The 13,899-nt window shown below is 73.2% G+C and carries 9 protein-coding genes; 2 read left to right on the forward strand and 7 right to left on the reverse strand.

What is annotated here, in order from left to right:
* Positions 1 to 50 precede the first annotated feature (50 nt).
* Together ACIBF8_RS11740 and gltB are read right to left on the reverse strand one after the other, a co-directional pair.
* Complete coding sequence (locus ACIBF8_RS11740; protein ID WP_396782582.1) at positions 51 to 1,586, reverse strand: glutamate synthase subunit beta; 1,536 nt, start codon at positions 1,584 to 1,586, stop codon at positions 51 to 53.
* The gene (gltB, locus tag ACIBF8_RS11745; RefSeq protein ID WP_396782583.1) at positions 1,579 to 6,291 is read right to left on the reverse strand and encodes a glutamate synthase large subunit; all 4,713 of its coding nucleotides are present in this window, start codon (positions 6,289 to 6,291) and stop codon (positions 1,579 to 1,581) included. Before gltB ends, ACIBF8_RS11740 begins: the two co-directional genes overlap by 8 nt.
* Positions 6,292 to 6,435: 144 nt before the next feature.
* Between gltB and ACIBF8_RS11750 the strand changes: the two genes are divergently transcribed.
* On the forward strand, positions 6,436 to 7,281 hold the full coding sequence (locus ACIBF8_RS11750; RefSeq protein ID WP_396782585.1) for a GNAT family N-acetyltransferase: 846 nt from the start codon (positions 6,436 to 6,438) through the stop codon (positions 7,279 to 7,281).
* A 180-nt stretch (positions 7,282 to 7,461) separates the two neighbouring features.
* On the opposite strand, the gene ACIBF8_RS11755 is transcribed toward ACIBF8_RS11750, so the two are convergent.
* On the reverse strand, positions 7,462 to 8,649 hold the full coding sequence (locus ACIBF8_RS11755) for an FAD-dependent oxidoreductase (protein WP_396782587.1): 1,188 nt from the start codon (positions 8,647 to 8,649) through the stop codon (positions 7,462 to 7,464).
* A gap of 15 nt (positions 8,650 to 8,664) precedes the next feature.
* Positions 8,665 to 9,855 carry a prolipoprotein diacylglyceryl transferase gene (gene lgt, locus ACIBF8_RS11760; RefSeq protein WP_396782589.1) on the reverse strand — a complete coding sequence of 397 codons (1,191 nt, stop codon included), beginning with the start codon at positions 9,853 to 9,855 and terminating at the stop codon, positions 8,665 to 8,667.
* A 102-nt stretch (positions 9,856 to 9,957) separates the two neighbouring features.
* On the opposite strand from lgt, the gene ACIBF8_RS11765 reads away from it, so the two are divergent.
* A complete protein-coding gene (locus ACIBF8_RS11765) occupies positions 9,958 to 10,605 on the forward strand; it encodes an NUDIX domain-containing protein (protein WP_396782591.1) in 648 nt (215 codons plus the stop codon).
* Positions 10,606 to 10,750: 145 nt separating this feature from the next.
* On the opposite strand, the gene trpA is transcribed toward ACIBF8_RS11765, so the two are convergent.
* From trpA to trpC, 3 genes are read right to left on the reverse strand one after another with little or no spacing between them, the layout of a single operon-like run.
* On the reverse strand, positions 10,751 to 11,554 hold the full coding sequence (trpA, locus tag ACIBF8_RS11770) for a tryptophan synthase subunit alpha (protein ID WP_396782593.1): 804 nt from the start codon (positions 11,552 to 11,554) through the stop codon (positions 10,751 to 10,753).
* Between the two features lies 1 nt (position 11,555).
* Entirely contained in the window at positions 11,556 to 12,794 is a 1,239-nt protein-coding gene (gene trpB / locus ACIBF8_RS11775) for a tryptophan synthase subunit beta (RefSeq protein ID WP_396782595.1), read from the reverse strand.
* A 38-nt stretch (positions 12,795 to 12,832) separates the two neighbouring features.
* Positions 12,833 to 13,636 (reverse strand): indole-3-glycerol phosphate synthase TrpC, encoded by an 804-nt coding sequence (trpC, locus tag ACIBF8_RS11780; protein ID WP_334631255.1) that lies wholly within the window; start codon positions 13,634 to 13,636, stop codon positions 12,833 to 12,835.
* Positions 13,637 to 13,899 lie beyond the last annotated feature (263 nt).

Consider the following 13,899-nt stretch of genomic DNA (forward strand, 5'->3'; position numbering starts at 1 on the left):
CGTCCGGTCGGTGCGGCAGCAACCCGCCGCACCGACCGGACGCCCTCAGCTCAGCGAGCGGCGAGAGCCTGCGCGGCCGGGCCCACCGGGGCCGGCAACGCACCGACACCGCCCAGATATCCGTGGATGGCGGCGGCGGCCGCCCGCCCCTCGGCGATGGCCCAGACGATCAGCGAGGCGCCCCGGTGCATGTCACCGGCCACGAACACCCCGTCGGCGTCGGTCTGCCAGTCGTCGCGGGCGTCGATGGCGCCCCGAGGGTTGCGGGTCACGCCGAACTGGGCCAGCAGCGGCTGCTGCTCGGTGCCCTCGAAGCCGATCGCCAGCAGCACCAGATCGGCCGGCAACTCCCGCTCGGAACCCGGCACCACGGTGACGACCCGCCGGCCGTCGCGCTTCTCCACGGTCACCTCGGCGATCCGCACCGCCCGCACCTGGCCGGTGCCGTCGTCCACGAACTCCTGCACCGCCACGGCGAAGACCCGCTCGCCACCCTCCTCGTGCGCCGGGTAGCTGCGCAGGATCCACGGCCAGGTCGGCCACGGGTCCCGGGCCTCGTCACGCTGCTGCGGCGGCCGCGGGTACAGGTCGAGCTGGTGCACGCCTGCCGCGCCCTGGCGGTGCGCGACGCCGAGGCAGTCGGCCGCCGTGTCACCACCACCGATGATCACGACGTGCTTGCCGGCCGCGTCGATCGGGGTGCCGTCCGGCAACACCGCCGGTGCCAGCCGCCGCTCGCCGGTGGCCACCACGCCGGCCTGATCGGTGGCCGCGGTGGCGACCGCGCGGTTCGCCGCGACCAGGTGGGCCATCGCCTGGTGTACGCCCCGAAGCGCCCGCCCCGGGGTCTCCGGGGTGTCCCGGCCCTGCAACGCCCCACAGGCCAACAGCACCGCGTCGTGCTCGGCGCGCAACTGCTCGGCGGTGACGTCCACCCCGACGTTCACGCCGGTGCGGAAGCGCACCCCCTCGGCGGCGAGCTGGGCCAACCGGGCGTCGATGTGCCGCTTCTCCAACTTGAAGTCAGGGATGCCGTACCGGAGCAGACCACCGATCGCGTCGTCGCGCTCGTACACCGTCACCGCATGACCGGCGCGGGCCAGCTGCTGGGCGGCGGCGAGCCCGGCGGGCCCGGAGCCGACGACGGCGACCGACCGGCCCGACGGCGCCGGCACCGGACGGGGGATGAACCCACGCGCCGCGGCGGCGTCGGCGATCTCCACCTCGACCTGCTTGATCGTCACCGGCTGACCGCCGGAGATGCCGAGCACGCAGGCCGCCTCGCAGGGCGCCGGGCAGAGCCGGCCGGTGAACTCCGGGAAGTTGTTGGTGGCGTGCAGCGACTCCACCGCCGCATCCCAGTTGCCGGTCCGCACCAGGTCGTTCCAGTCCGGGATGCGGTTGCCCAGCGGGCAGCCGTCATGGCAGAACGGGATGCCGCAGTCCATGCATCGGGTGGCCTGTTCACGGATGAGCTCCTCGCCGGCCGGCGGGTACACCTCGCGCCAGTCGCTGATCCGCACCGGCACCGGGCGGCGGGCCGGCAGCCGCCGGTCGTAGCGCAGGAAACCGTTCGGGTCAGGCACGTGCCACCTCCTGGGCAGCCACCCGCGGGGCGGGCGGCACCGGCATCGCCGGCACAGCGGGTGCGGTCAGTTCTTTCATGACCGCGTCATCGACGTCGCGGCCGGCTGCTTCGGCGGCCCGCATGATCTCCAGCACCCGGCGGTAGTCGCGGGGCACCACCGCGGTGAACTCGGCCACCGCCTCCGGCCAGCGCTTGAGCAGTTCCTCGGCGACCGCCGAGCCGGTCTCGGCCACGTGCCGTTGGACCAACTCGTGCAGCAGCGACTGCTCCTGCTCGCCCAGCGGCATCAGGTCGACCAGCTCCGTGTTGACCCGGCCCCGGTCCAGGTGGTGCACGAACGCCGTGCCACCGGACATGCCGGCCGCGAAGTTCCGGCCGGTCGCGCCGAGCACCACCACCGTGCCGCCGGTCATGTACTCACAGCCATGGTCACCGACGCCCTCGACCACGGCGACCGCGCCGGAGTTGCGGACCGCGAACCGCTCCCCCACCCGGCCGCGCAGGAAGACCTCGCCGGCCGTGGCCCCGTAGAGGATGGTGTTGCCGGCGATGATCTGATCCTCGGCTCGCTGCCCCGGCTCGGCGTCGGGGTCGAGGAACGGCGCGGCGGCGTCCGGACGGACGATGAGCCGCCCACCGGAGAGGCCCTTGCCGACGTAGTCGTTGGCGTCGCCGTGTAGCCGCAGCGTCACCCCGCGCGGCAGGAACGCGCCGAACGACTGCCCAGCCGTGCCGTGCAGCACGAACTCGATGGTGTCCTCGGGCAGGCCGGCGCCGCCGAAGCGACGGGTCACCTCGCCGCCGAGCATCGCGCCGACGCTGCGGTGCTCGTTGCGCACCGCCACCTCGACCCGCACCGGCGCCCCGTCGGCCAGCGCCGGACGGGCCAGCGCGATCAGCTCGTTGTCCAGGGCCTGCTCCAGGCCGTGATCCTGCGCGCGCACCCCGCGTCGGGCCGCACCGGCGGGCAGCTCCGGCAGGTGCAGGACGGGTGCCAGGTCCAACCCGTGCGCCTTCCAGTGCGTCACCGCCGGGGCGACGTCGAGCAGCTCGGACTGCCCGATCGCCTCCTCGATGGACCGGAAACCCAGCTCGGCCAGGTAGCCCCGGACCTCCTCGGCGAGGAAGAGGAAGAAGTTCTCCACGAACTCCGGCTTGCCGGTGAAGCGCTCGCGCAGCACCGGATTCTGGGTGGCGATGCCGACCGGGCAGGTGTCCAGGTGGCAGACCCGCATCATCACGCAGCCCTCGACGATCAGCGGCGCGGTCGCGAAGCCGAACTCCTCCGCGCCGAGCAGCGCCGCGATCAGCACGTCCCGGCCGGTCTTGAGCTGACCGTCGACCTGCACGGTGACCCGGTCGCGCAGCTTGTTGAGCAACAGTGTCTGCTGCGCCTCGGCCAGCCCCAGCTCCCACGGGGTGCCGGCGTGCTTGAGCGAGTTCATCGGGGAGGCGCCCGTGCCGCCGTCGTGGCCGGAGATCAGGATGACGTCCGCCTTGAGCTTCGCCACCCCGGCGGCGACCGTGCCGACGCCGACCTCGCTGACCAGCTTGACGTGCACCCGGGCCGCCGGGTTGACGCACTTCAGGTCGTGCACCAGCTGGGCGAGGTCCTCGATGGAGTAGATGTCGTGGTGCGGCGGCGGCGAGATCAGACCCACGCCGGGGGTGGCGTGCCGGGTCCGGGCGATCCACGGCCAGACCTTGTTGCCGGGCAGCTGACCGCCCTCGCCCGGCTTGGCGCCCTGGGCCATCTTGATCTGGAGGTCGTCGGCGTTGACCAGGTATTCGCTGGTCACACCGAACCGGCCGCTGGCGATCTGCTTGACCGCCGAGCGGCGAGCGGGATCGTGCAGCCGCTCGACGTCCTCGCCACCCTCGCCGGTGTTGGACTTGCCGCCGAGACGGTTCATGGCGATGGCCAGCGTCTCGTGCGCTTCCGCCGAAATCGACCCGTACGACATGGCGCCGGTGGCGAACCGCTTGACGATCTCGGTGGCCGGCTCGACCTCGTCGATCGGCACCGCCGGGCGAAGCCCGGTGCGCAGCGTGAACAGCCCGCGCAGCGAACCGGCCTGCGCGGCGAGCGCGTCGACCTTGGCGGTGTACTGCCGGAAGACGTCGTACTGCCGACTGCGGGTGGCGTGTTGCAGCAGGAAGACCGTCTCCGGGTTGAACAGGTGCAGCTCACCCTCGCGGCGCCACTGGTACTCGCCACCGACCTCCAGCCGGTCGGAGCTGGCGGTGCCGGCCGGGGGCCAGGCCAGCGCGTGCCGGGCGGCCACCTCGGTGTGCACGCCCGCGAGACCCACCCCGCCGATCCGGCTGGGGGTGCCCCGGAAGTAGCGCTCGACCAGCCGGGTGTCCAGGCCGACCGCCTCGAAGACCTGCGCCCCGCAGTACGAGGAGACCGTCGAGATGCCCATCTTGGACATGATCTTCAGGACGCCCTTGCCGAGCGCCTTCGCGTAGTTGCGTACCGCGGCGGCCCGGTCCACCCCGGTCAGCGCGCCCGTGGAGACCATGTCCTCCACCGACTCGAACGCCAGGTACGGGTTGACCGCCGCCGCGCCGTAGCCGATCAGCACCGCCGCGTGGTGCACCTCCCGGCAGTCGCCGGACTCGACGATCAGCGCGGCCTGGGTACGCGTCTGCTCGCGCACCAGGTGCTGGTGCACGGCGGCGGTGAGCAGCAGCGACGGGATCGGCGCCAGGTCGGCGTTGGAGTCCCGGTCGGAGAGCACCAGGATGCGGACGCCGTCCTCGATCGCCTCGGAGACGTGCCGGCAGATCTCGGTCAGCCGCGCCTTGATCCCGGCGGCGCCCTCCCGGATCCGGTACAGCCCGGAGACCCGGACCGCCTTGAAGCCGGGCAGGTCGCCGTCCTCGTCGATGGAGAGGATCTTCGCCAGCTCGTCGTTGTCGATGATCGGGTGCGGCAGCACGATCTGTCGACAGCTCGCGGCACCCGGGTCGAGCAGGTTGCCCTCCGGGCCGATGGTCGACGCCAGGCTGGTCACCAGCTCCTCCCGGATGGCGTCCAGCGGCGGGTTGGTGACCTGGGCGAAGAGCTGGTGGAAGTAGTCGTAGAGCAGCCGCGGCCGGGTGGACAGCGGCGAGATCGGGGTGTCCGTGCCCATCGAGCCGAGCGGCTCAGCGCCGGTACGGGCCATCGGCGCGAGCAGGATCTTCAGCTCTTCCTCGGTGTAGCCGAAGGTCTGCTGCCGGCGGCGCACCGAGTCGTGCGTGTAGACGATGTGCTCGCGCGCTGGCAGGTCGTTCAGCTCGATCAGCCCGGCGTGCAGCCACTCGCCGTACGGCTGGGCGGCGGCCAACTCGGACTTGATCTCCTCGTCGTGCACGATCCGGCCGGCGACGGTGTCGACCAGGAACATCTTGCCCGGCTGGAGCCGCCCCTTCGCGACCACGCGGGCCGGGTCGAGGTCGAGCACGCCCGCCTCGGAGCCGAGCACCACGAGCCCGTCGTCGGTCTGCCACCAGCGCCCCGGGCGCAGCCCGTTGCGGTCCAGCACCGCGCCGACGATCTCGCCGTCGGTGAAGGCCACCGACGCCGGACCGTCCCACGGCTCCATGAGACTGGCGTGGAAGCGGTAGAAGGCACGCTTGGCCGGATCCATGGCGGGGTCGTTCTCCCACGCCTCGGGGATCATCATGAGCACCGCGTGTGGCAGGCTCCGCCCGGCCAGGTGCAGCAACTCCAGGACCTCGTCGAAGTTCGCCGAGTCGGAGGCGCCGGGAGTGCAGACCGGGAAGACCCGCCGGATGTTGCCCGGCACGTTCGGCGAACGCAGCAGCGCCTCGCGGGCCTGCATCCAGTTGCGGTTGCCCCGGATCGTGTTGATCTCGCCGTTGTGGGCGATGAACCGGTACGGGTGCGCCAACGGCCAGGACGGGAAGGTGTTGGTGGAGAAGCGCGAGTGCACCAGCGCGATCGCGCTGTCCACCCGCTCGTCGCGCAGGTCCGGGTAGAACGCCGGCAGCTGGTCGGGCGTGAGCATGCCCTTGTAGATCATGGTGCGGCTGGACAGCGACGGGAAGTACGCCGGCACGCCCCGCTCGGCGGTCTCCCGTTCGGCCTGCTTACGGAGACAGAACGCCACCCGGTCCAGCTCGACGCCGCGCAGCGGGGAGCCGGCCGGGCCTTCGGGCGCGTCGGTGAGCCGGTGCGCGGCCAGGAAGAGCTGGCGGACCCGGGGCATCGCCGCCAGGGCGGTCTCGCCGAGGTCACTGGGGTCGATCGGCACGTCCCGCCAACCGAGCAGGTCGGCGCCCTCGACCAGCGCGTACTTCTCGACCACCCGGCGGGCACGCGCCTCGGCGGCGTCGTCGTCGGGAAGGAAGACCAGCCCGGTGGCGTACTCGCCCGCCGGGGGAAGCGCGACGTCGGCCACCGCGCGCAGGAACGCGTCCGGCACCTGGATCATGATGCCCGCGCCGTCGCCGGTGTTCGGCTCCGCGCCGCGGGCGCCCCGGTGGTCCAGTCGACAGAGTGCGCCGAGCCCGTTGGCGACGACCGAGTGTGAACGCCGACCGTACAGGTCCGCCACGAAGGCCACGCCGCAGGCATCGTGCTCCTGCGCGGGGTCGTAGAGGCCCTGGGCGGACGGGCGGGGGTCGGGCGTCGGGGACGCCTGTGGGCTGTGCGGGTGCGGCCGTGCTGTGTCCGCGTACGGCTGAGCCACCGGGCCTCCTGTCGTCACTCAGGTTGAATCATGGTGGGGACGACGTCGGCCCGTGGGTCTATTGAGTCTACGTTAGGGCTGCGGTCGCCCGGCCACCCGAGATTGATCACACCGTCCACAGGCTGGGACGTGTAGTCTCGCGCGGTGGATCCGCTACACAAGGACATCTTCGACCGGTTGGAACGTTTCTACGACGCGGTGCCCCGTGACGTCGCCGCTGCGGAGGACCATGGCGGCCTGGTGCTGTTCGTCCGCGAGGGCGCCGGCTGGCCGTTCTACGCCCGCCCCCGGATCGACGCCACCGAGCCGCCGTCGCTGGCCGACGTGACCTCGGTGCGCGAGCGGCAGCGGAAGCTGGGCCTGCCGGAAGCCTTCGAGTGGGTGCACGAGACCACTCCCGAGCTGCTGGCGGTGGCCCGTTCCGCGGGGCTGAACGTGCTGGAAGCACCGCTGATGGTGCTCGACCCGACCGCGCTGCCCAGCCCGGCGACGCTCTCCGACGCGGCGGTGCGGGTGCTGGCGGCGGACTCTCCCGACTTCGCCGCCGACGTCGCCGCCCGGCGGGCGGTGGCAGCGGTGTCGTTCGCCGCCCCGGGCACCGCGCCCGGCGAGGCCGGCCCCGCCGAACGCGACGCCGCCGTCACCGAACTCGAACTGGCCGCGTTGGACGAGGAGCGCGCCCGGATCGCCGATGGTCGGCGGATCTCCGCGCTGGCCGGCACGCCGACCGAGGGCGCGCTGGCCAGCGGCATGGCAATGCGGGTGGACGACGTCGCCGAGATCGCCGGGGTGGCCACGCTGCCGTCCGCCCGGCGTCGAGGGCTGGGCGCCGCGCTCACCGCCGCCCTCGCCCGGGAACTGTTGGCCGCCGGCACCGACCTGGTCTTCCTGTCCGCCGGCAGCGAGGAGATCGCCCGGGTCTACCTGCGGGTCGGCTTCCGCCGAATCGGCACCGCCTGCATCGCCGAACCCGCAGCCCTGATCCCCTAGCCCCACCCTCCCCCGCCCCCCAGCCCCCGCGCCCACCCCACCCCACCCTCCTCCCGCGTCGATCATGGAGTCGTGGTGCCGGTTTAGGACGGGTTTGTCACGCTTCGATCACCACCACAAGTCCATGATCGACGCGGTGGGCGGGTGGGGCGGGCGCGGAGGGTGGGCGCGGGGGTGGGGTCAGGCTGGGGGACGCCACTGCGCGGCGGAGGCGGCGGCGCTGGAGAGCAGTCGCGAGTTGATCGTGCCCAGTGCGGCGTCCCGGGCACGCAGCGCCAGCCGGCCCCGGGTCTGCAGCACCGCCGACATCCGCCGGGTCTGCCGGACCACGGTCGCGGCCCGGGGGCGGCGCACCCGGTCGTACGCCTGGACGGCGTCGGGCAGCCGGGCCTCCCGGAGCAGAGACGCGAGCGTGGCGGCGTCCTCGAACGCGAGGCAGGCGCCCTGCCCGAGGTGCGGCGGCATGGCGTGCGCCGCGTCGCCGAGCAGCACCACCCCGCCGGGTCCGACCGGAAAGCCGTACGCGCGGGGCAGCGGGCGCAGCTCGCGAACCTCCTGTTGGACCAGGTCGGCCGGGTCGGTGGCGTCGAGCAGCGCGGCGATCGGCGAGGGCCAGCCCGCGTACCAGCGGCGCAGCAGGGCGAGCTGGGTCTCCGGTGGTTCCGGGCGTGGCGCGCCGGCCGCGGTGGCCACCCAGTAGATGCCGCCCCGAGTGGACCCACCCGAGGACCCGCGCTCGCCCAGCGACGCGGCCACGAACCGGTAACCCGCGCCGAGAATCTCGCCGGCCAGCGGCTGGTCGTCCGGTAGTCGAGGCGCCTGGTACCAGGGAATGACGGCCCGCCAGGCGGCGCACCCGGAGCTGACCACCCGGGACTCCGGCGCGAGTTGGCGGCGGATGCCGCTGTCCGTGCCGTCGGCCGCGACCACCAGATCGGCCTCGATGGTGTGCCGTCCGTCGCTGACCCCCGGTCGCTCGCCCGGCTCGACGCGGACGTGTCGCACGGTGACTCCGGTACGCAGTTCGACCCGGTCGCCGAGGCCGGCGATCAGCGCGTCGTGCAGATCCTCGCGGTGCACCACCACGGGCATCCGGTCGGCCGGAACGGGACGGGGCTGTACGAGCCAGTGCCCGTCCGGGCGGCGGACCCCGCCGTCGGGCAGCGGGGTGGCGATGGCGGCCAGGCCCGCGCCGAGGCCGAGGGCCTGTAACGCGCGGACGCCGTTGGGCCAGAGCACCACCGCGGTCGGCTCGGGGCGGACCCGTTCGGCCCGTTCCAACAGGGTGACCTGCCAGCCGGACCCGGCCAGCGCGCCGGCCACCGCGAGGCCACCGACCCCTGCGCCGACCACCACCGCGCTTCGCATCGGTGCCGCCCCCGCTCAGCTGTCCCGGTCGGCGGGCCGCGCGCCCGTGGCGTCGGCCCGGTCGGTGCGGGAGGCGGATGCCTGCTCCGCCGGCTCGTCGTCGTCGCTCGACGCGAGGTCGACGGGAGCCGCGTCCTCGGACCGCTCGCCGTCATCCGGCCGGGAGTCGTCGTTGGTCGCCGGCTCCGGCGGTACGACACCGGTGTCCTGCCAGGCGGCGTACTGCTCCTCGCTCACCACCCGGTAGCCCTCCGGGGCGGCCGCCCGCGTGGGGGTCTCCCGCTCGGAGAGGTCGACCTGGGACAGGTCGGACGTGGGGGGCGGGGTCGTCGTCGCCGCCGCGCCGAGCGGGATCAGGTAGTCCCGAGGGCCGCGCACCCGCACGAAGTAGATCAGCGCGCCGAGGAAGACCAGGGCGGCGGTCCAGACGTTGAGCCGGACGCCGAGGATCTGGTTGGCGTCGTCGGTGCGCATCAGCTCGATCCAGAACCGGCCGGCGGTGTAGCCCATCACGTAGAGCGCGAACGCCCGGCCCCGGCCCAGTTTGAGTCGGCGGTCGAGGAGGAGGACCAGGGCGACGACACCGAGGTTCCACAGCGCCTCGTAGAGGAACGTTGGCTGGTAGAGACCCGGTTCGAGGATCGGCTGCCCGGCGTCGTCGCGGAGCGCGTGCCCGGGGTTGTCCGGGTCCATCCGGTGGATCTCCAGACCCCACGGCAGGGTGGTCCGGCCACCGAAGAGCTCGTTGTTGAACCAGTTGCCGATCCGACCGACCGCCTGGGCCAGCGGCAGCCCGGGGGCCAGCGCATCGGCCACCACGCTCAACGGGATGCCGAGCTGTCGAGCCGCGATCCAGGCGCCGACCGCGCCGCCGGCGACCGCGCCCCAGATGCCGAGACCGCCCTCCCAGATCGCGAACGCCTTCATCGGGTCCCCGCCAGCGCCGAAGTATTTCTCCGGCGAGGTCACCACGTGATAGATCCGGGCGCCGATGATGCCCGCGGGCACCGCCCAGACGGCGATGTCGAGCGTCGCGCCGGGCGCGACGCCGCGTTGCCGCAGCCGGCGCTCCGTCACCAGGCAGGCCAGCACGATGCCGGCGATGATGCAGAGCGCGTACGCCCGGATCGGCACCGGCCCGAGCTGCCAGACCGCGGTGCTGGGACTGGGCAGGGCCGCCTGGGGGGACAGCGAGGCGAGGGTCACGGGTGCACACGCTACCGCTGCACACCCCCGCAGCGGCACCCCGGGCCGCTGGAGTCCGCATCTCGATGACTTCTGGTTTGCACCGCCGTAGGCTCTTTGTCCATGAGCGCGCTCACCTGGGCGGTCGCCGCCGTCGTCACCGACGACTCCGGTCGGGTGCTGCTCTGCCAGCAGGGCCGGGGTGCGCGCCGGTACGCGTTGCCCGGTGGGCGGCTGCGCCCGGCCGAGAGCCCGGTGCAGGCGGCCCTACGGGACATCCGCGCGGAGACCGGCTGGGACATCGAGGTGGTCGACCTGGTCGGCGTCTACCATCTGACCGGCCCGCCGGGGGAAGCCCCGGCCGGACGCGCCGGGCCGCTGCCCGACGTGCTCGTGCACGTGTTCCGGGCCCGCGCGGCCGGGGTTCGACCCGCCGCCGACCCACCGCCGGGCTGCCGGCTGTCCTGGCACTCCCCCGACGCGCTGCCCGATGCGGTCACCCCGCTCACCCGGGCCGCCGTCACCGACGCGACCGCCGGTCACTCGGGAGTGCTCCGTGCGGTCCCCTGCATGCCCGGCGGCGTCACCTCCGCGCCACTGCCGGCGGCTCGCCCAGCCGGGGAGGGCCGGCCGGCAGCCGACCAGGACACGCAGCGGCCGCGGACCAGCCAGGACGGGCAGCGGCCCGGCACCAGCCAGGACGCGCATCCGGGGGCAGGGCAGCCACCGGAGCAACGCGGCGAGGCCGCGAACCCGTCCCTGCACCCCTGACAAGCCGTCACCGCCCCGAGGTCCGCCACGTGGCCGCGGACACCCTCGCCGCCGTCAGTCCACATCCGAACATGCCCCGCGCGCTGCGCCGACGCGGTCGGCCCGCCGCGACGATGCGCGCGCCGAGAGCTCCGCAGGGCCGGGCTCAGCGGGTGGGGTTACGGACGCCCTCGGCCAATTCGGCGCTGAGCGTGCGCAGCGCGGCCAGCCCTTCGGCCTCGGTGGACGCGTCGAGCACGCACCGGACCAGCGCACTGCCCACGATCACCCCGTCGGCGTAACCGGCGACGGTACCGGCCTGCGCGCCGGTGCCCACCCCGAGGCCCACACCGATCGGCAGGTCGGTGACCGCGCGGGCCCGGGAGACCAGCGTCGGGGCGGCGTCGGAGGTACGCGCCCGGGCACCGGTCACCCCCATCACCGCGGTCGCGTAGACGAAGCCACGGCAGTGCTGCACCGTCATCGCCAGCCGGGCGTCGGTGGACGACGGCGAGACCAGGAACGTGCGGTCCAGCCCGTGCGCGTCCGAGGCGGCCAGCCACTCGTCGGCCTCGTCCGGAATGAGGTCCGGGGTGATCAGACCGGTACCACCGGCGGAGGCGAGGTCACGGGCGAAGACGTCCACGCCGTACCGCTCGACCGGGTTCCAGTAGGTCATGGTGACCACCGGCGCGCCGGTGGCCGCCACTGCCTCGATGATGCGCATCGTGTCCGCGGTGCGGACGCCCCCGGCCAGCGCGATGTCACTGGCCTGTTGGATCACCGGCCCGTCCATCACCGGGTCGGAGTAGGGGATTTCCACCTCGATGACGTCGACGCCGGCCTCGACCATGGCGGTCATCGCGGCGATGCTGCCCTCGACGGTGGGGAAACCGGCCGGCATGCAGCCGACCAGCAGTGCCCGTCCGTCGGCGCGGGCCTTGTCGAAGGCCACCCCGATCCGGCTCATCTCACCGCTCCTTGTCGAGGATGCCGAAGTAGTCGCCGGCGGTGTGCACGTCCTTGTCGCCCCGCCCGGAGAGGTTGACCACGATGGTGGGCTCCCGGCCCAGCTCCGCAGCGAGCTTCGGAGCCAGCGCTACGGTGCCGGCGAGCGCGTGTGCGCTCTCGATCGCCGGAATGATGCCCTCGGTGCGGCAGAGCAGCTCGAAGGCGGCCATCGCCTCGTCGTCGGTGACCGGCAGGTAGCTCGCCCGGCCGGTGTCGTGCAGCCACGCGTGCTCCGGTCCGACGCCCGGGTAGTCCAGGCCGGCGGAGATCGAGTGCGACTCCAGGGTCTGCCCGTCGGCGTCCTGCAACACGAAGGTGCGGGTGCCGTGCAGCACCCCGGCGGAACCGCCGGTGATGCTCGCCGCGTGCCGACCGGTGGCCACCCCGTCACCGCCGGCCTCGAAGCCGTACAGCCGCACGGCCTCGTCGCCCACGAACGCGTGGAAGATGCCGAGCGCGTTGGAGCCGCCGCCGACGCAGGCGGTGACGGCGTCCGGCAGCGCGCCGGTGAGGTCCAGGCACTGCTGGCGAGCCTCGTCGCCGATGCCCCGGACGAAGTCGCGGACCATTGCCGGGAACGGGTGCGGGCCGGCGGCGGTGCCGATCAGGTAGTGCGTCTCGTCGACGTTGGCCACCCAGTCGCGCATCGCCTCGTTCATCGCGTCCTTGAGGGTGCGCGAACCGTTGGTGACCGGAATGACGGTGGCGCCCAGCATCCGCATCCGGGCCACGTTGAGCGCCTGCCGCTCGGTGTCGACCTGGCCCATGTAGACCACGCACTCCAGGTCGAACAGGGCGGCGGCGGTCGCGGTGGCCACGCCGTGCTGGCCGGCGCCGGTCTCGGCGATCACCCGGGTCTTGCCCATCCGCTTGGTGAGCAACGCCTGGCCGAGCACGTTGCGCACCTTGTGCGCACCCGTGTGGTTGAGGTCCTCCCGCTTGAGCAGCACCCGGGCCCCGACCTTCGCGGAGAACCGTCGGGCCTCGTAGAGCAACGACGGCGTGCCGGCGTAGTCGCGCAGCAGCGCACCGAACTCGACCCGGAAGGATTCGTCCGTCATCGCGGTGCGCCACGCCCCGTCGAGCTCGTCCAGCGCGGCCACCAGGGCCTCAGGAACGAACCGACCGCCGAAGCGGCCGAAGTGGCCGGCGGAGTCGGGCTGCGGGCCCGCCACCGGGGCCAGCGCGTCGGCGCTCATCGGGAATCCTCTCAGTGGGACGTCGGACCGGCGCGGAGTCAGCGCACCGGCCGGGGCGTTGCCGGGTGGTTGCCGGCGTTGACCAGTTCGGCGACCGCCTCGCGGGGGCTCTTCTGGGTGACCAGGCCCTCGCCCACGAGGACCGCGTCGGCGCCCGCGGAGGCGTACCGGATCAGGTCGTGCGGACCACGAACGCCCGACTCGGCGATCTTGACGACGCTGCTGGGCAGGCCGGGCGCGATCCGCTCGAACACCGACCGGTCGACCTCCAGGGTACGCAGGTCACGGGCGTTGACCCCGATCACCTGCGCGCCGGCCTCCAGAGCGCGGTCGGCCTCTTCCTCGTCGTGCACCTCGACCAGAGCGGTCATGCCCAGCGACTCGATCCGCTCCAGCAAGCCCATCAGGACGTTCTGTTCGAGTGCGGCGACGATCAGCAGAACCAGGTCGGCCCCGTGCGCGCGCGCCTCGTGGATCTGGTAGCTGGAGACCACGAAGTCCTTGCGCAGCACCGGCACGGTGACCGCGGCACGGACGGCCGCCAGGTCGTCCAGCGAACCGCCGAACCAGCGCCCCTCGGTCAGCACGCTGATCGCCCGCGCCCCACCGGCCGCGTAGTCGACCGCCAGATCGGCCGGGTCGGCGATCTCGGCCAGCCGCCCCTTGGACGGCGACGAACGCTTCACCTCGGCGATGACAGCCACGCCGGGCTTGCGCAGCGCCGCGTACGCGTCCAACGGCGGCGGCGCCGCCGCTGCCAGTTCACGGATCCGCTCCAGCGGAACCTGCTCCTGGCGTCGGGCGACGTCCTCACGTACGCCAGCCAGGATCTCGTCGAGCACGCTTACGGACGCTGCCTGGCCGGCGTCGTCCCCCTCCGCGTGCGCATGCTCAGCAGTCACCAACGGACTCCCCTCTCCGGGCGTCATGGGCCGATGCTAGGGGCAGCCGACCGACGCCGAATGCCGGGGGTATGGCGCTGCTCACGAAAAGGGCTGCGGCATAATGGCCGACTTGCCGTGAACGGGTTGTCACGCAGCGCCACCTCCGGTATCGACCACCGTCACGCGGTACGAGCCTGACGGCCACGGTCAGACCGAGCCGA

It is taken from the genome of Micromonospora sp. NPDC050276 (assembly GCF_044459545.1).
Lineage (GTDB): Bacteria > Actinomycetota > Actinomycetes > Mycobacteriales > Micromonosporaceae > Micromonospora.

Excerpts from the sequence above, each read along its gene's own strand:
- ACIBF8_RS11765 (WP_396782591.1), top strand. The coding sequence starts at position 9,958 with ATGAGCGCGCTCACCTGGGCGGTCGCCGCCGTCGTCACCGACGACTCC.
- trpB (WP_396782595.1), bottom strand. The coding sequence starts at position 12,794 with ATGAGCGCCGACGCGCTGGCCCCGGTGGCGGGCCCGCAGCCCGACTCC.
- trpA (WP_396782593.1), bottom strand. The coding sequence starts at position 11,554 with ATGAGCCGGATCGGGGTGGCCTTCGACAAGGCCCGCGCCGACGGACGG.
- ACIBF8_RS11755 (WP_396782587.1), bottom strand. The coding sequence starts at position 8,649 with ATGCGAAGCGCGGTGGTGGTCGGCGCAGGGGTCGGTGGCCTCGCGGTG.